Below are 22,419 nucleotides of genomic sequence, written 5' to 3' on the forward strand. Positions count from 1 at the left end.
CCGGTACTTTAATGCGACGGGGTCGCAGATGGGAATTCGCGGCGCTCGGCCCAGGCCGATTGCCGCCGGTCCCAGGACATGGCTGACCAGGGGACGGCGAGCTCGTCGAGCGAGTCGATCTCGCGGGGGCGCATGGTGTCCATCGGGCGCGCCTCGGCGTACCGGGAAAAAGCGGACTCGACGTACCGGGTGCCGGTGTCGGCGGCCAGGAAGACGTGCGTGCGGCTGCTGTCGCAGTTGTGTTCCCACAGTGCGGACAGGTACGCCGCGCCCGCGGACAGCCCGGCGAAGACCCCGCTCGTCCGCAGCAGATCCACGGCCGCCGACATCGCGTAGTCGAAGGAGACCCAGTGCAGCCGGTCGTACAGCTCGTGCCGCACGTTGCGGAACTCGATCGAGCTGCCGATCCCGGCGATGATCATCTCCGGATCCTGGGTATGCCCGGCGCCGAACGTGATGCTCCCGAACGGCTGCACGCCGACCAGGTTGACGTCCCGCCCGCGATCCCGCAGGAATGCCGCGATCGCGCCGGTCGACGCGCCCGTGCCGACTCCCCCGACGAGACACAGCGGCCCGGCCGGCACCAGCTCGGCCACGAGATCGGCCACCGCGCCGTACCCGAGGTAGTGAATGTCGTCGTGGTACTGCTGCATCCAGTGGTACGACGGGTTGTCGCGCAGGATCTCCCCGATCCGGCGGACCCGGAGGTTCTGGTCGAGCTGCAGGTTGTTGGACGACGGCACCTGCTCGACCGTCGCGCCGAGGATCTCGAGCTGGATCTTCAGCGTCCGGTCGACCGTAGTGGAGCCGACGATGTGGCACTTCATGCCGTACCTGTGACAGGCAAGCGCCAGGGCGTGTGCGTAGATCCCGCTGGAGCTGTCGATCAGGGTGTCGCCCGGCCGGACCGCGCCCGTCTCCAGCAGGTGGCGTACGGCGCCCAGCGCGGAGTACACCTTCATCGTTTCGAACCGCAGGCAGATCAGGTCCTTGCCGACACGGATCGGGTCCGGGTCCTTGATCGCCTCCGCCAGGTGATCGTGCAGTTGCTTCATCGGTGCGGTTCGCTCCTCGTGTCGGCACTACTGGTCAGCACGGGCGGAGGCTCTGGGGGTCGATGCCCGATCCGGGCGGCCCTCACCAGCCGCTGGGTCAGTTCGGTGTCGGGCTTGGTCATGACGGTGGCCGGCGGGCCTTGTTCGACCACGCGGCCGGCGTCCAGCACCAGGACGTGATCGGATACTTGGGCGACGAGGCCGAGGTCGTGGCTGATCCAGACGAGGGCTGTGCCTTGCGTCTTCAGCTCGTTGAGTAGCTCGACGACCAGGCTGGTGCCGTGTTCGTCGAGGGCTGTGGTGATCTCGTCGCAGATGAGTACTTCGGGGTGGGCGAGCAGCGCTCTTGCCAGGGCTGCTCGCTGGAGTTCTCCGCCGGAGAGGCGGCTTGGCGGTCTGGCTGCCGTGTGGGCAGAGACGCCTAGACGGGCGAGGGTTGCTACGGCCTCCGCCCTTGCTTTCGACGGCGTGACGCCGCGGAGGCGGATCGCGGTGCGGGCTACTTGTTCGTCGACGAGTCGGCGCTCGTCGAAGGAGCCGCGGACTTCCTGCCAGACGTATTGGACTTGGCGGGTCTGGTCGGGGGTGCGCTTGCGTAGTACGGGGAGGTCTTCGCCGGCGAGGGTGATGCGGCCGGTCTGGCGCTCGTGGAGGCCAGCCAGACAGCGGGCGAGGGTGGTCTTGCCACTGCCGGACCGACCGACCACGCCTACGCAGCCGCCTGGTGGCACGGCGAGATCGACCTCCTGCAGGATGGGGTCGCGGCCGCGGGTACGCAGCGACGCGGACACGTTCATTGCCTGGAGCAACGGCTCGGTCTGTTGCTGGGTTCCCTGTGTTGCTGGCAGTTGTGTTGCGGTTGGAAGAACATCACCGACCACCTGCCCGGCGTCGAGCACGACGACCCGGTGAGCCAGCGCCCGGACCAGCTCGAGATCATGACTCAGCAGCAAAATCCCCAACCCCGCGGCCGCCAGCTCCTTCAACTCCTCAACAAGCTGCAGCCTCGTGATCGAGTCCAGCCCAGTGCTCGGCTCGTCCAGCACCAGCACCTTCGGTCGGCAGGTCAACGCCTGAGCGAGCGCAACCCGCTGCCGCTGCCCACCCGAAAACTGATGCGGAAACCGCCGCAGCGTGGCTCTGTCGGAAGGCAACTGAGCACCCCTCAGCGCCTCACCCACCACCTCTTCCCCAGGATGATGAAGCTTGCCCAGCTCACTCAGACCGGCCCCGATCCGCCGAGCCGGATTGAGCGCACTCCCCGGATGCTGAGGCATATAAGCCACCACCCGCCCCCGCACACCCACCGCAGCACCCGTCACGCCATTGCTGTCGACAACCAGTCGCCCATCAACCTCCACCGATCCACTCAAAGTCACCCCCTCGCTGTGCTCCCCCAGCAGAGCCAGAGCAGAGGTCGTCTTGCCCGACCCTGATGCACCGACGAGTGCCGTAACCTCGCCCGCCCACACCGCGAAGTCGACACCGTCGACGAGGATGACCCCGCCAGCCACCGCCGACAGCCCGACGACCTCGACCACAGGACGCTGCCGCTCGAGCCCGCTCGCGCCCCGGCGGCGGCCGTCCGGCTCACTCTCCACTCCACCGCGGTCGGCCCGCTCCACCCCCTTCATCGGGTTGCCTTGGCCAGGCTTCTGGTGCGGTGGACCAACCGATCGGCCAGCAGGTTGAAGCCCAACGTGAACGAGACCAGCAGGAGTGCCGGAGCCAGCACGGCCCAGGGCTGCAGCAGGAAACCCTCGCGGTTGCGGGAGACGCTTACTGCCCAGTCGGGGGCGGTTGGGCTGAGGCCCAGGCCGAGGAAGTTGACCGAGGCGACCAGGAAGACGGCGAGGGTGATTCGGGTGCCGATGTCGGCGGCGACCGGGCCGAGCACCGCCCGGCCGACGTACCCGAAGTGGATGCCGGCCCAGCTCTCCCGCTGCATCCGCAGTGCTTCGACCACCGGACCGCTCGCCGCATCTAGCGCCGCCGCCCGCACCAACCGCGCCACAGTGGGCACATTCACCGCGGCAACCGCCAACGTGATGGCCAGCGGCGACGCCCGCCACCCCACCGCGACCACGCTGATCACCAGCAGCGAAGGCAATGGCAGCAGCACATCCAGCGGCCGGATCAGCAGCTCATCAACCCAGCGATGCCTGGTCGACGCGGCGACGAGACCGATCAACCCGCCGAGGACGTACGCGATCAGCACCGCCCCCAACGCCATCCCCAGCGCCGTCCGCCCGCCCACCAACAGCAACCCGAAGACATCCCGCCCAAGACCATCAGTCCCAAGCAGCCCTGTGCCCTCATAAGGCAGCCCGGCTTTCGCCGTCACGTCGACGAGTGGCCCAAAGACAGCCACCAGCAACGGCACCAGCACGAGCAGCGCGGAGACGGCGAGCGGCGTACGGGATCGAAGCGCTCTCATCGCAGCAACTCCGTCCGCGGGACCAACCGGTTGCAGACGAGGTCAGCACCAAGGTTGATCAACAACGCCGCCACCGCCAGCACCAAGGTCAGTCCCTGGACAACAGGCACATCCCGCGTCTCCACCCCATCAACCAACGCGGTCGCAAACCCAGGGATCGCAAAGATCGCCTCCACCACCAACACCCCGCCCAGCAAGGTGTCCCCGGTCCGCGCCAACTCCTGCACCCCAGGAACAGCCGCATTAGGCAACACATGCCTGAGCAGCAACCGCCGCCGCGGCACCCCCAACCGCCGAGCCTGTACGACGTACTCCGCGTGCAACGCGTTGATCGTCCCCGCCCGCACCTGCCGCGAAAGCAAACAAACCGTCCGCCCGAGCAACACAGCAACCGGCAGCACCAACAACACAGGCGACGCCACCAGTGACCCACCAACCCAGGTCGCCGGCAGCCACCCAAGCTTCAGCGAAAACAAGGCAACCAGCACGACAGCGATCACGAAGTCAGGAATCGCACTCAACGCCAGCGTGATCGACGTGATCGTCCGATCCAGCCGCCCGTTCTCCCGTGTCCCCATCAAGATGCCGAGGGCAACGGCCAGCGGTACCACCACAACCAGCGTGGCAACCGTGAGCACCAACGTCGCCCCCACCGACGCCTTCACGATGTCCAGCACCGGCCCGCCACTGATCAGCGAAGTACCGAGATCGCCGCTCAGCACATTGCCGAACCAGTGCACGAACCGCTCGAGCGCAGGCTGATCCAGCCCGAGCTGCTCCCGCAACCGTGCAACCTGCTCAGGCGTCAACGTCTCCGTGAAACGCATGTCGGCGGCGTCCCCCGGCAGCAACGCGGTGAGCACGAAGACGAGGACGGAGAGAACGGCCAGCTGGACGATCGCCAATGCAGCCCGCTGGGCGGCATACGACCGCATTCAGGCCAGCCACACCTTGTCGAACCGGCCCGAGTCCAAGGTGTTCGGCGGGACCGCCTGGACACCCTGCACCTTGGCCGAGACGGCGACCAGGAAGTCCGGGTGCCCCCACGCGAGGATGCCGCCCTGGTCCCGCAACGTCTTCTGCAGTTCCGCGTACTTCGCCGCGCGCGCCGCCTCGTCGGTCTGCACCTGCGCCGCGGCGAACGCGGCATCGAAGGCCGGCCGACGCCAATGCGTCACATTGAACGGCGACTTCGACAGCAACCGATCGGTGACATACTGCGGGATCGGCATCGCCCCCGACCGATGACTGCCGATCGCCCCTTTGCTGAGAAGGTCCTTGGCGTAGGTCTGCGCAGAGCCGGTTGTCACCTTGAGCTTCACGCCCGCCTCGCCGACCTGCTCCGCGAACAGCGTCGCCGCCTCGACGAAGCCCGCCGAGGCGTCGGAGGTGAAGATCTCGACCTCCTTGTTCAGCAGGCCGGCCTTCTTGAGCAGCGCCTTCGCCTCCTCCACGTTGCGCTCGCGCTGCGGCAGGTCGGCCGGGTAGTACTGGAATCCCTTGCCGAACAAGTCATTGCCCACGACCCCACGACCGGCGAGGACGACATCCACCAGCCGCTGCCGATCCGCGAGCAGCTTGAAGGCCATCCGTACGTCGGGATTGTCGAACGGCGGCTGATCCACCTTCATCACGAACGCCTGCGTCGTACTGCCCTTGGCCGCGACGATCTTGACCGTCTTGCCGGCCTCGGCGGTCCGCGCGAAGGTCGCGGTCATCTCGTTCGCGTACTCCGCCTGTCCGCCCTGCAGCGCATTGGCCCGCGCCTCGGCGTCGGCGGACAGGATCTGCAGCTCCTCGATCTTCGCCGCACCGTCCCAGTAGTCGTCGTAGCGGTTGGCCACCAGGGACCGGCCCGCCTCGAAGGAGACGAACTTGAAGGCGCCGGTACCGACGGGCTTGGCCGGGTCCTTGAAACCGTCCCGGACGATCTGCGTGCCGATGCCGGCCAGCAAGGCGGGGAACTCGGCGTTCGGCGCGGTCAGGACAAGCTCGACCGTCCGCTTGCCGATCGCCTTGCACCGCTTGAGATCGAGCGCCGCGAGCGAGGACTGGGCGACGCGTTCGGGGGTGTTCGGGTCGGCGATCCGGGCGAGGCTGTAGAGGACGTCCTCACTGGTCAACTGCTTGCCGTCGTGGAAGGTGGCATCTCGCAACGTGAACCGCCAGGTCGCCGCCTGCGCGTCTGGCTCCCACTTCTCCGCCAGCCGTGGCAACGGTTTCAGGTCCGGCCCGAGCTCGACCAGCTTCTCGTAGATCGCCTTGTGGCGGGCGATGTCGACGAACAGGCTCTGCACGTGCGGATCGAGCACCTCTTTGGCGCCGCCACCGGCGAACACCGCCCGCAACCGCCCGCCGGCCTTCGGTCCAGCCGCCGATCCGCTAGCGCCGCCGGACCCGCAACCGGCCACCGCGGCCAGCCCCAGACCACCGGCCAAGCCGAGAAATCCCCGCCTGTTCAGAGCATCGGACATCCGCATTTCCTTCACGGTGAGGGGGCCCCGACGAGGAGTGGTCGCCGGCTCGAATCCTGCCGTTAATGAAAATAGTTGTCAAATTCAGGCGCATCTGAACGGACCCTCATCATTCTTCCGGCACACTCCCCCACCCCGTCGCCCGTGACGGCGTGTCACCGCGCACGGACGCCGGGTACTGGGAGTTACTACCGGTTCGCCGGGGTCAGGCGGCGGTGCGGACGGTCGTCAGGGCGTTGCTCCAGGAGACGACCTGGTCGAGCAGGGTGGTGACTTCGGCGACGTGGTACTCGGCCGGGGTGAACTCACTGAAGTTCTTGAAGTCGGTCATCAGCGAGAGGGCGACCTGGGCACGGACGGTGGCGACCTTGAGTTCGGCCATCACCAGGCGGAGGTGCTCGACGGCGCGGGTGCCGCCGGCCGAGCCGTAGCTGACGAAGCCGGCCGCCTTGTCGTTCCACTCGGCGAAGAGGAAGTCGATGGCGTTCTTCAGCGCGCCGGAGGTGGAGTGGTTGTACTCGGGGGTGACGAAGACGTAGCCGTCGAACGAGCCGATCTTCTCGGCCCACGGGAACGTGTGCGGCTGGGAGTACTGGCCGGCCGCCGGCGGGATCGCCTCGTCCAGGTGCGGCAGCTTGAAGTCGGCGATGTCGACGAGCTCGAACTCGGCGTCGCTGCGCTGCTTCGCGATGTCGAGCACCCACTTGGCCACGGCCTCGCCGTTGCGGCCCGGGCGGGTGCTGCCGAGGATGATCGCGATCTTGGGCATGTTCTTCCTAACGCTGTGGGGTCTTGTTTTGGTGACGCATCACCAAAAGTAGCAGATTTAGATGACGCGTCAACCTAAGGGGTTTCAGCAGTCCGCGGCGGGGAGGTCCGCGAGGACGCGGTCGAGCATCTTGGTGAGCTGTTCCTGCTCCTCGCGGGTCAGCTTCTCCAGGAAGTGGGTCCGGACGGCGTCGACATGATCGGGCGCGGCGGCCTCGATCGCGGCCCGGCCGGCCGCGGTGATCCGGACCATCGAGCCGCGGGCGTCGGACTCGCACTCCTCGCGGACCACCAGGCCGCGCTTCTCCATCCGGCTGACCTGGTGCGACAGCCGGCTGCGCTCCCAGCCGATCGAGCGGCCGAGGTCGCGCGTGCGCAGTACGCCGGCTTCGGAGCTGGACAGCGGGTGGAGCAGGGCGTAGTCCGCGCCGGACAGCCCGGAGGCGATCAGGCGGGCCTCGAGCGTCGCGGTCAGCTCGCGATAGGCGTCACGGTAGGTCTGCCACAGATGCGACTCCCGCGCATCGAGCCACCGTGTCTGCGTCATCCACCTATCCTACGTGCTTCTGTTGACATGTCACGGTGTGCGCGACAACGCCACGGCGAGTCCTACCGTGCCGGCCATCACGAGGAGTTCGACCGCGGCCAGGCGCCAGAATGCTGTTGGTTCGTTGGCGGCGAGGGCGGGGAGCGTTGCTTGGCGATGGCGCCGGCCGATGTAGACGAGTACGGCGAAGGCGATCGCCTTGGCGAAGACGAGAGCGCCGTAGCCGGTGGTCACCCACTGGGTGATGAGCCCGAAGCCGTCCTCGCGGCCGCCGAGATGGATCTCGGCGGTGAGCAGTCCGGTGGCGCCGATCGTCAGCGCGCAGACGAGGGCGAGCCGGCTGAACTTCTCGATTGCCGCCTGCTGATCACGGCCGTACCGGATCAGCGAGCCGAGCCCGCCGATCCACGCGGTCGCGCAGAACACGTGCACCACGAGGGACGCGGTGGCAAGCACCGACCAGAAGGCAGTCCGCTCGATCGCGCCATGTCCGGTGAGCAGAGGGCCTGTCAACGCAGCAGCCGTCAGCACCGAGGCCACCTGCGCCGTACGGACCGTACGAGCCCCCGAAAGCACCACAGCCAGCACCGCCGTCAACACCACCGCAACCGCAAGCGCCCGCACCTGGTCAACTCCACCAGCATCGCCGGCCCGAGCCCCCAACTCCGAAAGCGGCACCCCAAGAATCACCGAAGCAGTAACCAGCAACCCCCCAACGCTGGCCACAGCCCAAACCCCAGCCGCCACCGCCGCATCCTGGCAGGCGCGCAGGCCCTGCGGGCCAAGCTGCTGCACGCGGCGCACCGCCTCGCCCCGCGCGATTCCGCCCTGCGCCTCCCCGCCTCGGACGCTTCCAGCCCGCGGCAGCCCCCGCCCGCTTCCGCTCTGCGGTTCGCTGGCGTTTGTTGCTGGGAGCAACCATGCGGCAGCCAGCACAGCGCCACCGGTGGCGATTGCGGATAGGTCGGCGAGGACTCGTAGTACGGGGACTGCCCATGCCACAGGCCGACCTGCGCCCGTGAGCCCTGGGGGTAATGGCTTGGGAGCACCTCCCCCGGCTAGGAGTGCCACGACCACGACCACGAACGCAGCCGCGACGACTCCCAACCCCAGCACCTTCCCCGACACCCGAGGCGCCGTCTCGACGCTCATTGCGGCGCGGGCCGGCGGCGTACGATCACGATCGCCAGCGCCACAACCACCAGCATCACAAGGCCCATCGCGACGATCACCACGACGTTCGAGCTGCTCTCCGAAGTCGGCGGCGTCGCGGCGACCGGCACCGCCGGATGACCCGCATGGGTGATCTTGAAGCTCCCACCGACCGTGATCGGATGGCCGTCGGCCGAGACGATCCGCGCGACGACGGTGTACTCGCCGATATCGACCAGCCCGTCGACAGGCTGGGTGACGGTGTTGTCGATCACCTTGATCTCGCCGGTGGAGACGTTCGTGCCCTTCGGCGACGTGACCTGGACCTCGGCGCCGGTACTTCCGACCGGCTCGTTGAAGGTCAGCACCACCTGCGTCGGCGGCGCCGCCTGGGTCGAACCGTCGGCCGGCGTCATCGAATCGAGTTTGGCGTGCGCCGCCGCCGTCCCGGTGGAGAACACCAGGACGAGCAGCGAAGCACCCAGCAGAGCGAACAGGCGACGCACGATTACGGCGTCACCTTCCGCGTGCGGCCGGCCCGCAGCCCGAGGCCGAGTCCGACCAGGCCGAGCAGTAGCCCAGCCCCGCCGAGCACGCGGGCGAGCGTGTCCGACGAACCGCCCTTGTCCTCCGTGGTGGCGGCGACCGGCGTGATCGCGGTGGCGAGCTTCAGCGACGGCGCCGGGTGTTCCGGCTTGTCCGAGGCGTCCTTGGCGACCTGTTCCCACTTGACCACCTCCCCATCGCTGTAAGTCTGTACCGCCGGGAAGTCGAGCGAGTCGACGCCCTCGGGCAGCTTGCCGACCGACAGCCCGAACTCGTCGAAGTCGTTCGGCGGTACGCCGCCGGCCTGCGCGGTCCAGGTGATGGTGGTGATCGCGTCGGTCAGCGTCACGTCGCCGACCTTGACCGCCTGCGGCAGCTTCTCGGTCGTCTTCACCACCTTCCACCCGTCCTTCACCTGCGCGCCGACATGGGCGAACGGGTGATCCTTGGGCAGCGTGACGACCAGCTTGGTGGTACTCGCCGTGTCGGACTCACTCGGCACCCGGAACACGAGCTTGGCGTACCCACCAGGCTTCGCGTCCGGCGACGAGACGGTCACATGGGCAGACGCCGAGCCGGCAGCACCGACCAGGACGAGCGCGGTCGCCGCGGTGATCGCGGCAGCACGCAGGACAAGACTCTTGGGCATGACTGGAAACCCTCTCTAGGGCAACGGTTCTGGGGGCGGATCAGTAAGAAGCTGCAAGAACTCCGCACCCAGGCGGCCCCCGCCGCGAAACCCCAGAAACCAACCACCGCTGAGTAAGTCGCGGCACCTCCGGTACGCCGACCAGCACTGCACCGACACCGGGCACTGCAACCGGCATAGCCGGCACCTGCGGCACCAGCCGAGCCAGAAGCCCAGCCACCCGGTGCACCCACCGATGGGCCTGGGTAACCAGCGCAACCCCCACCAGTAACACGAACAGGTGCGCCGCCGACATGCTCACCACACCAGCAAGCCCACTGTGCATAGCCCCTGCCATGTCACCGGGCGCAGCGCTGACCAGCCCGTCGGACGCGGAGTGAGCGACGCCGCCAGAGGCGGCATCAACCAGGCCGCCGGAGGCAGCGCTCGCCAAGCTGCCGGAGCCGACGGCCGCCGAGGCGTCGACCCCAGGCATCGCCATCCCGGCCATGTCATGCATTCCGGCCATCCCGGCCATGTCATGCATCCCAGCCATCCCGGCCATGTCATGCATCCCAGCCATCCCGGCCATGTCGTGCATTGAGCTGTGGCCCATGGCCGCGTGGCCGACGGCTCCGGGCTCCAGCGCCGCGCGCTGCGCCGTGCCGTCCGTCGAACCGGCCGCCGCCGTGGCGATGGACGTGGGGGTGCGATGGCTGGCCTCCAAAGCTAGGTGGGTGATCAGTTGGAGGGCGCCGAGAAAGCCGAACGACAGCCAGCGGCGGCCGGCCACCTGCTCACCGAGGGACCAGCCGAGGGCTGCGAGGGCGAGGAGTTGTGGGAGTGCTGTCGGGGAGACGGTGCCGCCGGCGACGGCGTGGCCGAGTGCCGCGACAGCAACGCTGAGCGTCGCGATGGCGGAAGTCGCACTCGTCTCGGCACGCAAACCCGGTCACCTTCGTCATTCGCAGTGATGGCAGCGTGACCGACGGTGGGCGGGCCGCGCTCCAGACAACTCTACGAGTGGACGGGGGCCGGTGGTTCCCGTCTCAGTGTGCCGCTGCGAAACGTAGTACCGACCCGAAGAACCGCTCCGGCTCCTCCAGATGCCCGAAGTGCCCGGAATCGGCCAGTACGACGAGCTCCGATCCCGCGATCCCGTCGTGCAACTGCCGCGCGAACTTCTCCCCACAGATGAAGTCGTACGCACCGACGATCACCAGCACCGGCGCCGTGATCTCGCCCAGCCGATCGCGCACATCCCACAACGCGGGCTGCCGCTGCGGATCGATCGTGATGTCCATCGTCGGGAACCACGAGGTCAGCCGTGGCGAGATCTCCTCGAAGTCCTTGAAGTAGACCGGCAGCAACCGCCGCAGATTGTCGAGATGCGCCTCCCGGCTGTCCGGCAGCTCCGAGTCCTCATCCCAAGCCGCCTGTACCTGAGCCGCCAACGCATCCCCGGCCGGCCGTCGAGCCACGTACGCCGCCAGCTGCCGTCCAGCCTCCTCGCCAAGCTCCGGCCCGTTGAACGCCATCCCGTCGTACACGATCACCCCACGCAAGAGCTCGGGATAATCCAAAGCGAACTGCAGCGCCACGAACCCACCATGCGAGTGCCCGAGGAAGAACACCTTCTCCTCGCCGAGCTCCCGCGCCACCTGCGCGGCGTAGTACGCGTACTTCGGCATGCTGTAGTCGCCATCAGGCAACAGATCCGACGCACCCGTCCCCACCGGCTCGATGTAAACCATCGTCAGCTGCTGCTCGAGCTCCGGCATCCGTAGATACCCGTAGTGAATCCCCGGCCCACCCGAGTGCACCAGACACACCGACCCCGCCCCCGCGACGTGATAGCTGACCTTCACACCATCGACGCTCAGTTCTGACATGAACCCCAGTTTGCCCGACCGTGCAACCGATTCACCGCCCGGCACGTTTGTAAGCCGACCGCTAGAGAGAGGTGACCGTGAGAAGCGAGGCTGAAGCCGAGTACGTCGACTTCGCGACCCACCACGCCGGCCGACTCTGCAATACCGCCTACCTACTGTGCGGAGACTGGCGGCGCGCCGAGGACGCGACCCAGGAGGCGCTGCTCAAGCTGTACCGCAACTGGCCTCGCCTGCACCACAAGGGCGCCACCGGCGCCTACGCCCGCAAGGTGGTGGTCTCGACAACCCTGGACAGCCTGCGGCGCAGGTCCAGTACCGAGGTGGTCGGCGGCGAGACCTACTTCGCCTCCACGGCCGACCCTGCCGATCCAGTGGGCCTGCTGGAGAACCGCCTGCTGATCATCAAGGCATTGGCCGGCCTGCCGCCACGGCAACGCGCCTGCGTCGTCCTGCGGTACTTCGACGAGCTCTCCGTCGAAGAGACCGCCGAGGCGCTCGGCTGCAGCACAGGCACGGTCAAGAGCCAGACCCTGCGAGCACTGGAGAAACTCCGCCTCGACCCAGCGCTCGCCGACCTCACCGACTCCGCCGGACTGGGAGGCTGAGATGACCCGTCAACTCAAAGATCTGATGCACGAGGCAACCGATCGACCGGCCTTCACCCCGGACGTCGACCGACTGCTCACCACCGGCCGCCGACGCCGGCGCAACCGCCTCCTGGTCACCGCGGCCACCGTCGCCGCCTCGATCGCGGTCGTTGCCGGCGGCACCATCCTCACTCTGGACACCACCGACCGCTCGGCCCCAGCCGTCTCGCCAACCTGGTCACTACCCTCAGTAGGACCTGGTGGCTCGACCATCTTGTGCTCCGACGAGAACGGCGACCCGGTACCGACGCTAGGTGCCGACATGTGGAACTGGGCCGTCAGACTCAGTGTCCAGGACACCTATGGCGCCTCTGTGGTGCGTCACTCGCCGAAGGACCCCCAGGTCGTTGCCTACTGCACCAGCGAATGGGGCAACGGAGCCAAGGACTCGGTCGTCCCCGGCGGTGCCGCAGGCAACGTCGTGCTCCGCAAGTCTGCTGCCGTCGGCCGCGGACTCGCGCAGCCCGGCAGCGTCACCACGGTGTTCGGCAAGGCGCCGAAGGGTATCCAGCGGATCACGATCCAGACCGAGGACGGCCACGTCGGCAACGCAACGATCAAGGCCGGCTACTTTGCCTACCGGCGGATCGAGCAGACGCCTTGGCCCGGGCCCCAACCGAGCGTGATCGTCCGGTTCACGTTCCCCGGCAGGCCGGAGTACATCGCGGCCCGGCGCTGAAGTCGGCCGCCTGTCAGGGATGATAGGCGGTATGAGTTCGGGTGTGCCGGTCCTGGAGGTCGGCGGAAGTCACGTGACGGCGGCGGTGGTCTCGCCTGCTACCGATGGAGTGGAGGGGCTGTACCGCGCGGGGCTGGATTCGAAGGCTTCGGCGGAATCCATCATCGGGGAGCTGTGCGCGGCGGCGAAGCAGTTGCCGTTGGCAAAGGGGCTGGCGGTGGCGCTGCCCGGGCCGTTCGACTTCGCGGCCGGCGTTGCCTGGTACAGGCTGGACAAGTTCGCCGCGCTCTACGGGCACGACCTCGGCCGGAGTCTGCGGGAGCGGCTCGGGCTCGACCGGGTCGTCTTCCTGAACGACGCCGAGGCCTTCACGGTCGGCGAGTGGTCGGTGGGCGAGTTGCGTGGGCTCGACCGATGCGTCGGGATCACGATCGGCACCGGGATCGGCTCGGCCTTCCTCGACGACGGGCGCGCGGTCCGTACCGGCGACTCGGTCCCACCGGGCGGCGAGCTCTACAAGACCTCGTACGACGGCCGCCCGATCGAGGACTGGATCTCCGCCCGGGCCATCCTCCGCCGGTACGCCGAAAAGCTCAGCGACCCACTACCGCCGGCAACCGGGGTCAAGGAGATCGCCGAAGCCGCCCGAGCCGGCGATGCCGTCGCCAAGAGCGCGCTGGTGGAATCGTTCCAGGTGCTCTCCGATGCGCTCGTCCCCTGGCTCGAGCGCTTCGAGGCGACCCGCGTCGTGCTCGGTGGCTCTATCGCCGGCGCCTTCGACGTCGTCGCCGAGGTGTTCCCGTTCCCGGTGAGCGCGACCGCCGACGCCGAGCACTCCGCCCTGATCGGGGCCGCGGAGCACTACCTCAGAAACTGACGGAGCCTGCCGCTACGGTGGCCAGCATGCCTCCCCGCAAAGCCACCACGAAGCTCGCCGCCCCTCGCCTCCGGGCGCAGCTCGACGAGCGGACGCTGACCGCGGGCGAGGTGGACGACGAGGACCGCCTCACCGATCTGGCCCTCACCGACCAGGACCTCGGCGGCCTGCTCGCGGAGCACGTCGAGCTCAGCGGCTGCCGGCTCACCAGGGTCAATCTCGGCGGCTCGGACCTCGACAAGCTGATCCTGGTCGACCTCGAGCTCGACCACTGCGACCTCGCCAACGCCCGCTGGGCCGACGCATCCGGCACCCGGCTGGCGATCACCTCATCGCGGCTGACCGGGTTCGCCGGGTCCGGAATGAGCCTCCAGCACGTCACCGTGCGGGACTCTGTGCTGGACTTCAGCTCGTTCCGGTTCGCGAAGTTCCAGCGGGTCGAGTTCACCGACTGCCGCCTGCAGAGCGCCGACTTCGTCTCGGCCGACCTGACCGGCACGGTCTTCCGCCACTGCGACCTGACGTCGGTCGAGTTCTCCCAGGTGACCGCCGCCGGCGCCGTCTTCATCGACTGCACCTGGGACGGCACCCGCGGCATCGGCAGCCTGTCCGGCGCCACGATCGCCAACTCCTCCCCGATCGACACCCTCGCCGTCACCGTCGCGATGGCCACCGCCCTGGGCATCACGCTGGGCGACCCGGAGGAGCTCTCTTAAGGCGAGTTAAGGATGCGCGAGGTGACCTTGCCGCCACGGTCCGTCGCTCGGACAGTTGCGGGCACAAGGACACCTGGAGGCATCGTGCAAACACCAAGCAGTTCACAACGGGTCGTCAGCAACATCTTCAAAGGCTCGATGGGCAACCTGGTCGAGTGGTACGACTGGTACGTCTACACCGCCTTCGCGATCTACTTCGCGCCCGTCTTCTTCCCCTCCGGCAGCCAGACCAGCCAGCTGCTCAACACCGCGGGCGTCTTCGCGGTCGGCTTCCTGATGCGCCCGGTCGGCAGCTTCCTGCTCGGCCGGTACGCCGACCGGCACGGCCGACGAGCCGCCCTGACCCTGTCCGTGACCCTGATGGCCACCGGCTCCCTGGTCATCGCGTGTACGCCGGGTCACACGACCATCGGCATCGCCGCACCCGTGTTGCTGGTGACAGCACGGTTGCTGCAGGGCCTGTCGGTCGGTGGCGAGTACGGCACCTCCGCGACGTACATGTCCGAGGTGGCGTCCGAGGGTCGGCGTGGATTCTTCTCCAGCTTCCAGTACGTCACCCTGGCGGCGGGTCAGTTGGTGGCGCTCGCAGTGCAGATCCTGCTGCAGCAGACGCTGTCCAAGAGTGACTTGGCGTCATGGGGGTGGCGGATTCCTTTTGTGATCGGGGCCGTTGCCGCGGTCATCGTGTTCTGGTTGCGGCGGTCGATGGACGAGTCGGCCGAGTTCGAGGCACAGCCGGCGTCGCGGCGGTTCCGGCAGGGCTCGCTGGCCGAGCTGGCCAAGCACCCGCGCGCGGTCCTCACGGTGGTCGGCCTCACGCTGGGCGGCACGGTGGCGTTCTATACCTTCACGACGTACCTGCAGAAGTTCATGGTCAACACGACCGGTATCCAGAAGACGACGGTCACCTGGATCAACTTCTTCGCGCTGCTGCTCTTCGTCGGGCTGCAGCCGCTCGGCGGGATGCTGTCCGACCGGATCGGCCGGCGGCCGTTGCTGATCTTCTTCGGCGTCGGTACCACCGTGCTGACCGTCCCGCTGCTGACGGCGCTGGAGGACGCGACCCCGCTGCGCGCGTTCCTGCTGATGCTCGCGGGGCTCGTCGTGGTCACCGGGTACACGTCGATCAACGCGATCGTGAAGGCGGAGTTGTTCCCGACCAGCATCCGGGCGCTCGGGGTCGGGATGCCGTACGGCGTGACGGTGGCGGTGTTCGGTGGGACCGCGGAGTACGTGGCGCTGTGGCTCAAGAACGCGGGTCACGAGTCGGCCTTCTACTACTACGTCTCCGGGTGCGCGGCAGTCAGCCTGATCGTCTACCTGACCATGTCGGAGACGCGCGGGAAGTCGCTGAGCAGCGCTCGTCCGGTACACCGTGAGCGGACCACAACGGCACAATGACGCAATGCGCACTCTCATCGCGGAGGACGACAAGCTGGTCGGCCGGGCCCTGCGGGACGTCCTGAGCGCCAACGGACACACCGTCACGCTGGTCGACTGCGGTGCAGACGTACTGCTCCGGCACGCCGAGGCCCAGGTCATCCTGCTCGACCTGGGCCTGCCGGACATGGACGGCCTGGAGGTACTGCGCAAGCTCCGCCGGGTCGACGACGTGGTGGTGATCGTGCTGACCGCCCGGGACGATGAGCGTTCGGTGGTACTCGCACTGCGGCTCGGCGCGGACGACTACCTGACCAAGCCGGTGCGACTGGCCGAGCTGCTGGCACGGATCGAGGCGTCGGTACGCCGGTCGCGGCGGGCTGAACTCGACGACAACGGTTACGAGTCGGGCGGGCTGCGGATCGACTTCGGGTTGCGGCAGGTGGTTGTGGATGGCGTGGTGCTGCATTTGACGCCGTTGGAGTTCGACCTGCTCGCAGTACTGGCTCGGCGGGCCGGTACGGCGGTGAGCCGGGAGGTGATCCAGGACGAGATCTGGGGCGACGCGTTCCTGACCAAGTCGAAGGCGCTCGACGTCCATCTTCACCAGTTGCGGATGAAGCTCGGCAAGCCGGTCATCACCACCATCCGCGGCTTCGGGTATCGACTGGAACCCCTCGACGCATGAGAGCCCGGCTGATGAGCGTGCTCGCGGTCGTCTCCTTTGTGCTGCTGGCGGCTCTGGTACTGCCTTTCCTCTTCGCCGTCTCCGATGCGCAAACCCAACGGCTACAACTGACCCGGAGCGCCGCGCTGGACCGCTTCGCCGGTCTGGCCGATCGCGCCGACTACAGCTCGGTCCGGATCGAGGCCGAGCGACACCAGGAGCTGTACGGCGAATCGGTACTCGTCATCGATGCCTCCGGCAACGTCGTCGTCGCCACCGGCGGCCTCACCCAGTCATCACCCGGCGTCGCCGCGCTCGCCGACCTGGCCGCGCGCGACCTCCCGCAACTGAGCATCAACGCCCTCCGCCCGTGGAGCTCTGCCCACCCGCTGATCGCCACACCGGTCGGCTCACCCCACGAGCCCGAGGGCGCGGTGGTACTCGAGGTCGACGCCTCACGGGCGGTCGGATCGGTACGCCGGCTGTGGCTGGTCATCTGCTTGGCAGCCTTTGCTGCCGCCCTACTACTGCTCTTCATGGCATCCCGCGCCGCCCGCTGGGTGATCCGCCCCGTCAAACAACTCGAAGACGCCGTAGTCGAACTAGGCCGCTCAGCCACCTGGAACCAATCCCTGGAAGCCAGCGGCCCACCCGAACTACGCCGCCTAGCCCAAGCCGTAGAGGTCATGGGAGCCACCGTCCAGCACTCAATCGACGTCCAACGCCAAATGGTCGCCGACTCCTCCCACCAACTCCGCAACCCCCTGGCCTCCATCCGCCTCCGCATAGACGGCCTGGCCCCCGAACTCCGCGACCCCAGCAGCCCCGCCTTCTTACACCTCCAGGACGACCTGGAACGCCTCGAAGACGTCCTCAGCGATCTACTCAAACTCGCTGCCGTGGAAAGCCGGGTAACCAACGGCCTGCCGTCTTCACCCGACGAATGCCTGGTCGAAGCAGTCCTCACCGAGGAACTCGAAATCTGGCGCCCAGCAGCCACCTCCGCTGGAGTAACCCTCCTCCTGCAAACCGAAGACAACCTCGTCGCCGCCGCAGCAGAACACGACCTACGCCAATTAGTAGGCGCCCTACTGGACAACGCCATCAAGTACGCAGGCAAGTCAGCAACCGTCGCCCTAACAGCTACCCGGGCACCCGACGGCCTACAGATCCAAGTCTCCGACGACGGCCCGGGCCTTCCAACCGAACAGCTACCGCTGGCCACCCAACGCTTCTGGCGCGGCGGTGTCTCCACCCTGGGCACCGGCCTCGGCCTGGCAATCGCCGAACAAACCGCACTGGCTGTGGGCGGAGAGCTCACCCTGTCCCACACCGAGCCCCACGGCCTGACCGCCACCATCCACTTGCCGGAGGCAACATGACCCTCCTCGGCAACACCCCCACCCCCGACTCCCCGACCACCCACCCCAGCCCCACCACCTCCCCAACCACCGGCACCACCCCTCCAGCACCGCAGTCGAGGCTTGCCCGGCGCACCACTCTTGCGGCCCTGGCAGCCGCGACCGCAGCGTTTGCTGTGGCCGCTTGTAGCAAAGGTGAGGATGAGAGCGATCGGCTCACCATCGCAGCGGGTGAGCCGGGTGGGTTCTACTTGGAGTTTGCTCAACTGTTGGCGGCTCAGCTCAACCTGGCCGGGGTTGCCAAGGAGGTCGTGGTGCTGCCGACGCTTGGCAGCAAGGACAATCTGCGGTTGCTGCAGGACCGCAAGACGGATCTCGCATTGAGTCTGGCGGACGCCGTCTCGCCCAACCCGCAAGTGAAAGCGCTGGGGCGGGTCTACGAGAACTATCTGCAATGCGTGGTGCGCGCGGACAGTACGTACAAGACGCTTGCCGACCTAGCAGGTACCAGGATCTCCGCAGGTGCCGCCGGGTCCGGCGCAGCGTTGACGGCTGCCCGCATCCTCACCACCGTCGGCGTCGACTGCACCGTCGACCATCTGTTGCTGGAGCAAGCGACCAAGTCGCTGGAGTCCCGAGGGATCGCCGCCATGTTCTGGTCAGGCGGCGTACCGACCTCCACCCTCGACAAGCTCAGCCAGCGCGTCCCCCTCCGCCTGATACCGCTCGACGGCCCGCTACCCGCACTCCGGCGTACCTACGGCCCCGTCTACCAAGACGTGCGAGTACCGGCCGGCGTCTACCGCGGCACGGCACCGGTGAAGGTCGTCGGCATCCCCAACCTCCTCCTCTGCCGCCCCGACCTCCCAGCAGCCACGGCGCGCCGGATCGTAGAGACCCTCGTCCGGCGCGCCAGCAACCTGGTGCCACCGTCGGCCGTCGGGGCGCAGTTCCTCAACCTGCAATCGCTGGTCGTCAGCGCCCCGATCGACCTCCACACCGGCGCCATCCAGCAGTACCGCCGGATGTACGGATGACTAGCTGTTGTACGGCTCCACCAAGAGCTTCAAGCTGGCAGTCGTGTCAGCCGTGACAGTCACCGTCCGGGACTCACCCGGCAGCAACCAGAAGTAGTTGTCGGAGTACAGCGCCGGCAACACCCGCTCGTTGTTGCGATCCCGCAGCGAGAGCCGGGTCAGCGCAGCCACCGACGTACCGGTGTTGCGAATGGTGGCGGTGAGTTTCCCCTTGCCGGCGGTGCTGTTGACGCTCAACTTGGCCTTCGCCAAAGCATTGACCGCCTGTACGTCGGCGGCCTCGCGATAACGCCAGTAGGTGTTCTCCGACAACACCTTCCCCTGGGCATCGGTCAGCTTGAGCCGCAGCAAATGCAGAGCCGGCAGATCCGCCGAGTTGGGCACCGTGAACGAGTCGGCCTTCGCCGACGCGCCGACGCTCACCGCCTGCTGCTGCGTCGGCTTGAGCTTCACGCCCTTCAGGTCATACAGATCCGCACTGATCGTTGCCGCCAGCACCTTCGTGGTGTGATTGATCGCAACGATCTTCCAGTCACTCTGATTGGCCTGGACGTGGATCGCCTCGCACCCCTTGCGAGCGCCGTAGTAGCTGCCGTTCACATCGAGGTCGTAGTCGTACGTCTGCCAGACCGTGCTGTGCCACGCCGGATGCGACATCCACAGCAGCAGCGCCGACGCGTCCTCCCACAGATTCGCGTTCCACGCCTCGAACATCGCCCGCATGTTCTCGTAGTTCACGAACTGCGCCTTGCGAGTGAACTCCGCCAGCCCACTCGACGACCCGAGCCGGTCATCGATCGCGCCCAGGTACGTCTCCGGATGCTGGTTGCCGTTCGTCGACCAGTCGTGGTGATACCACGGCGTACCGATCGGCCACCCCGGTTCGCCCTTGCCGACCAGGTTCTGCATCGACTCGATCACCGGGATCGTCGGCATCCCGATCTCGGTGTGGAAGCCGAAGTTGACCGTGTCGTAGGTGAACTTGTCGAAGTACTTGGCCGGATCGACCCAGTAGTACGGACCATGGCCGGAGACGAACCCCGCCGCCGAGTCCGGCAGGTAGAGGATCTCGCCGTCCTCCTCGGCCGCCGCGTCGATCAGCCCCTGGTTGATGCCGCCGGGCGGGTGCTGTTCGTTGGCGCCGCACCAGATCACGATGCTGGGATGCGTCCGGTAGCGGACGATCGTGTCGCGGGCGATCTCGACGTACCCGGGCAGGTTGTCGGAGAACTCGCCGGCCTCCCAGAAGTCGTTCCAGACCAGGATGCCGTTCTCGTCGCAGGCCTGGTAGAACTCCTCGCGGGTGCTCGAGCCGATCCAGTTGCGGATCATGGTGAAGTTCATGTCCCGGTGCATGCCGATCAGCGCGCGCATCTTCGCCGGCGAGACACGACGGAGCAGTTCGTCGTACCCCCAGTTGCCGCCGCGGCAGAAGACCTGGACGCCGTTGACGCTGATCTTCAACGGGACCGGCGCGTTGCTGACCTCCTTGACGTCGGTCCAGTCCTGGCCGTTGCCGGACACCTGGACCACGAAGGTCAGCGCGTACGCCGTCTCCCACAGCAACTCGACCTGGTCGAAGGCCTTCGCCTCGCCGAGGTCGATCTGGACCCACTCGTTGTCGTTGTACTGCGACGACCAGCGGCTGCGGTCGTTGCCGTCGTTCACGTTCGTGGCCGGGCTGCCGTCGTCGGACGAGGCGGTCGCCGTGCCGGCGCGAGCCAGGTCCGTTGCCGCATTGGCCGAGTCCTTGATCGCCAACGTCCAGAGGGAGAAGCCCCAGCCGGTCGCGCGACGGCGGCCCTGGATGCGCAGGTACCGCTTGGTCTGCTTGGCGAACTGGACCGTCTGGGCCGCACTGCTGGTCGCCGGGTCGATCTTGATCGGCAGGTCGTAGCTGTAGCCGAACTCGCGGATGCCGAAGGTCGTCGTCCGGCTGTCGCTGACCTTGCCACCGATCGCGGCGCTGAAGGTCAGGGTGTGCAGGTCGGGCGCGCCGTAGCCGTTCGGCCACCAGAGCTTGGGATTCGTGACGGTGACCGCGTCGAAGGCGACGTTGCTCTGCTCTCCACCTTTGAGGGTGACGGTCTTGGTCAGCGTGTTGCCGTCGAAGACCGCCTTCACCGTGACGGTCCGGTCGGCGGTCGCCGCGTTGCGGACCGGGATGGTGACCGCGACGGTCGCCTTGCTCGTGTCGGGCACCTTGCTGACGACGCGTGCGTCGCCGAGAACCGCGTCGCCGCTCGAGCGCAGGCGGACATGGTTCCAGATGCCGGCCGCGCGGTCCCGTACTGCGGGCATCCAGTCCCACCCGGATGCCGAGAGCAACGTCGGCGAGTCCTGCCAGAGCTTGCCCGACTGGACGAACGCGTCACCCTTGTCGCCCTTGTCCCCCGGCGACCCGGGGTGCGGCATCGGCGTGACCTTCACCGCGAGCGCATTCTTCGCCCTCAACGCTTGGGTGATCTCGAACGAAGCCCTGGCGAACGGCGACTTCAAAGTCCCGACCTGTACGCCGTTGAGCCACGCATCCGCCTGGTGGTTGACCCCGTCGAACTCGAGCCAGATCCGGCGACCCGTGCTGACGTCGAGGCCCTTGGGGAGGTCGAAGGCGCGTCGGTACCACCAGGCGTGGCGGCTGAGCGCCTCGGGGATCTCCAGGTTGTTCATGCCCTCGGCGGGCTCGGGGAAGTGGCCCTGCTCGACCAGGGTCGCGAGGACCGTGCCGGGGACGACCGCTGGTAGCCAGGTCGAGGTGTCCTGGGTGGGGCTGGAGAGGGCGGCGCCATCCGTAGTACCGGCGAAGTCGTCCATGGTGAGGGTCCAGCCGTCTTCGACCGGGACTGTGCCGTCGGCTGCCTTGACCAGAGCGGGCGCCGTGCCGTGGCGGGTGCCCCAGGAGGTCCAGCCGGTTGCCGCGGGGCGGGAGCCCTGGGCCGTGCCGTAGACCTGGAAGCCGTTGAGGCCGAGCGGATTGCCGTTGGCCTGCTTGGTGCCGGTCAGGCGGACGTACCGGGCACTGGTTGCGGTGTCGAGGGTGATGTCGACTACGCCGCCGGGACTGTTGGTCGCCTGGTGGACCGTGCGCCAGGAACTGCCGTCGGTCGATACGTCGATGCGGAAGTTGGCGGGCGAGCTGGAGAGGATCTCCTGGCCCTGGGTCTGGCCGTAGGGGTTGCCGCCGGACAGGTCGAAGGTAGGGTCACCAGCCTTGCCTTCGAACGTCAGCGTGAGCGCCTCGACGCGGCACTTGGCCTGCAGGTCGACCGTGATCCACTGCGGATCAGTGGTCGCAGCACGCCAGCCTGAGCCTCGTACGCCCGTCTGCGCGAGGTTGTCGACGGCGAACTGGGGCGGGGTGGCGGCGTACGCGGTGGAGGATGCGGTGACCGGGCGGTAGAGCGCGAGGTCGGTCCTGGTAGCAGCTTGGGCAGCGAAGGCCTCGGTGGGGAGGGCCGAACTCAGGGTGATGCCGGCGAGCACTCCGCCGGTCGATGCGAGGAAGGTCCGGCGGGACAGCGGATCGGACGGCACGTTGTGACTCCCAGGGCGGTGT

21 protein-coding genes are annotated in these 22,419 nt (G+C 67.6%); 8 read left to right on the forward strand and 13 right to left on the reverse strand.

What is annotated here, in order from left to right; all coding sequences use genetic code 11:
* Positions 1 to 8: 8 nt before the first annotated feature.
* From ABD768_RS08895 to ABD768_RS08950, 12 genes are all read right to left on the reverse strand, one after another.
* On the reverse strand, positions 9 to 1,055 hold the full coding sequence (locus ABD768_RS08895) for a pyridoxal-phosphate dependent enzyme (RefSeq protein ID WP_343973575.1): 1,047 nt from the start codon (positions 1,053 to 1,055) through the stop codon (positions 9 to 11).
* Positions 1,052 to 2,689 (reverse strand): ABC transporter ATP-binding protein, encoded by a 1,638-nt coding sequence (locus tag ABD768_RS08900; RefSeq protein ID WP_344839307.1) that lies wholly within the window; start codon positions 2,687 to 2,689, stop codon positions 1,052 to 1,054. Before ABD768_RS08900 ends, ABD768_RS08895 begins: the two co-directional genes overlap by 4 nt.
* Positions 2,686 to 3,492: an ABC transporter permease gene (locus ABD768_RS08905; protein ID WP_344839309.1), complete on the reverse strand. Its 807-nt coding sequence runs from the start codon at positions 3,490 to 3,492 to the stop codon at positions 2,686 to 2,688. The genes ABD768_RS08900 and ABD768_RS08905 overlap by 4 nt, the downstream gene beginning before the upstream one ends.
* The gene (locus ABD768_RS08910; protein ID WP_343973585.1) at positions 3,489 to 4,427 is read right to left on the reverse strand and encodes an ABC transporter permease; all 939 of its coding nucleotides are present in this window, start codon (positions 4,425 to 4,427) and stop codon (positions 3,489 to 3,491) included. Before ABD768_RS08910 ends, ABD768_RS08905 begins: the two co-directional genes overlap by 4 nt.
* Positions 4,428 to 5,966, reverse strand: coding sequence for an ABC transporter substrate-binding protein (locus tag ABD768_RS08915; RefSeq protein ID WP_344839313.1), 1,539 nt, complete (start codon positions 5,964 to 5,966; stop codon positions 4,428 to 4,430).
* 205 nt (positions 5,967 to 6,171) lie between these two features.
* Positions 6,172 to 6,735 carry an NADPH-dependent FMN reductase gene (locus ABD768_RS08920; protein ID WP_343973591.1) on the reverse strand — a complete coding sequence of 188 codons (564 nt, stop codon included), beginning with the start codon at positions 6,733 to 6,735 and terminating at the stop codon, positions 6,172 to 6,174.
* An 84-nt stretch (positions 6,736 to 6,819) separates the two neighbouring features.
* The gene (locus tag ABD768_RS08925; protein ID WP_343973594.1) at positions 6,820 to 7,281 is read right to left on the reverse strand and encodes a MarR family winged helix-turn-helix transcriptional regulator; all 462 of its coding nucleotides are present in this window, start codon (positions 7,279 to 7,281) and stop codon (positions 6,820 to 6,822) included.
* Positions 7,282 to 7,311: 30 nt separating this feature from the next.
* Positions 7,312 to 8,283, reverse strand: a complete 972-nt coding sequence (locus tag ABD768_RS08930) for a copper resistance D family protein (protein WP_344839316.1) — start codon at positions 8,281 to 8,283, stop codon at positions 7,312 to 7,314.
* A gap of 146 nt (positions 8,284 to 8,429) precedes the next feature.
* A complete protein-coding gene (locus ABD768_RS08935; protein WP_344839318.1) occupies positions 8,430 to 8,939 on the reverse strand; it encodes a copper resistance CopC family protein in 510 nt (169 codons plus the stop codon).
* Between the two features lie 2 nt (positions 8,940 to 8,941).
* Positions 8,942 to 9,628: a YcnI family copper-binding membrane protein gene (locus tag ABD768_RS08940; protein ID WP_344839320.1), complete on the reverse strand. Its 687-nt coding sequence runs from the start codon at positions 9,626 to 9,628 to the stop codon at positions 8,942 to 8,944.
* A gap of 40 nt (positions 9,629 to 9,668) precedes the next feature.
* Positions 9,669 to 10,553 (reverse strand): hypothetical protein, encoded by an 885-nt coding sequence (locus ABD768_RS08945; protein ID WP_344839323.1) that lies wholly within the window; start codon positions 10,551 to 10,553, stop codon positions 9,669 to 9,671.
* A gap of 103 nt (positions 10,554 to 10,656) precedes the next feature.
* Complete coding sequence (locus ABD768_RS08950) at positions 10,657 to 11,499, reverse strand: alpha/beta fold hydrolase (protein ID WP_344839326.1); 843 nt, start codon at positions 11,497 to 11,499, stop codon at positions 10,657 to 10,659.
* 77 nt (positions 11,500 to 11,576) lie between these two features.
* On the opposite strand from ABD768_RS08950, the gene ABD768_RS08955 reads away from it, so the two are divergent.
* The 8 genes from ABD768_RS08955 (at position 11,577) to ABD768_RS08990 (ending at position 18,863) form a co-directional block, all read left to right on the forward strand.
* Complete coding sequence (locus tag ABD768_RS08955; protein WP_344839329.1) at positions 11,577 to 12,104, forward strand: SigE family RNA polymerase sigma factor; 528 nt, start codon at positions 11,577 to 11,579, stop codon at positions 12,102 to 12,104.
* Position 12,105: 1 nt separating this feature from the next.
* Positions 12,106 to 12,825 carry a hypothetical protein gene (locus tag ABD768_RS08960; protein ID WP_344839331.1) on the forward strand — a complete coding sequence of 240 codons (720 nt, stop codon included), beginning with the start codon at positions 12,106 to 12,108 and terminating at the stop codon, positions 12,823 to 12,825.
* A gap of 31 nt (positions 12,826 to 12,856) precedes the next feature.
* Complete coding sequence (locus tag ABD768_RS08965) at positions 12,857 to 13,702, forward strand: ROK family protein (protein ID WP_343973618.1); 846 nt, start codon at positions 12,857 to 12,859, stop codon at positions 13,700 to 13,702.
* Positions 13,703 to 13,728: 26 nt separating this feature from the next.
* Positions 13,729 to 14,418: a pentapeptide repeat-containing protein gene (locus ABD768_RS08970; RefSeq protein WP_344839335.1), complete on the forward strand. Its 690-nt coding sequence runs from the start codon at positions 13,729 to 13,731 to the stop codon at positions 14,416 to 14,418.
* Positions 14,419 to 14,502: 84 nt separating this feature from the next.
* Positions 14,503 to 15,819, forward strand: coding sequence for an MFS transporter (locus ABD768_RS08975; protein ID WP_343973623.1), 1,317 nt, complete (start codon positions 14,503 to 14,505; stop codon positions 15,817 to 15,819).
* Positions 15,820 to 15,823: 4 nt separating this feature from the next.
* Entirely contained in the window at positions 15,824 to 16,486 is a 663-nt protein-coding gene (locus ABD768_RS08980; protein WP_343973626.1) for a response regulator transcription factor, read from the forward strand.
* Positions 16,483 to 17,847, forward strand: coding sequence for a sensor histidine kinase (locus tag ABD768_RS08985; protein WP_344839339.1), 1,365 nt, complete (start codon positions 16,483 to 16,485; stop codon positions 17,845 to 17,847). The genes ABD768_RS08980 and ABD768_RS08985 overlap by 4 nt, the downstream gene beginning before the upstream one ends.
* A complete protein-coding gene (locus tag ABD768_RS08990; RefSeq protein WP_344839342.1) occupies positions 17,844 to 18,863 on the forward strand; it encodes a TAXI family TRAP transporter solute-binding subunit in 1,020 nt (339 codons plus the stop codon). Before ABD768_RS08985 ends, ABD768_RS08990 begins: the two co-directional genes overlap by 4 nt.
* On the opposite strand, the gene ABD768_RS08995 is transcribed toward ABD768_RS08990, so the two are convergent.
* The gene (locus ABD768_RS08995) at positions 18,864 to 22,397 is read right to left on the reverse strand and encodes a discoidin domain-containing protein (RefSeq protein WP_344839344.1); all 3,534 of its coding nucleotides are present in this window, start codon (positions 22,395 to 22,397) and stop codon (positions 18,864 to 18,866) included. It lies immediately after the preceding gene.
* Between the last annotated feature and the right edge of the window lie 22 nt (positions 22,398 to 22,419).

The sequence above is a fragment of the Kribbella ginsengisoli genome (genome assembly GCF_039537185.1).
GTDB lineage: Bacteria > Actinomycetota > Actinomycetes > Propionibacteriales > Kribbellaceae > Kribbella > Kribbella koreensis.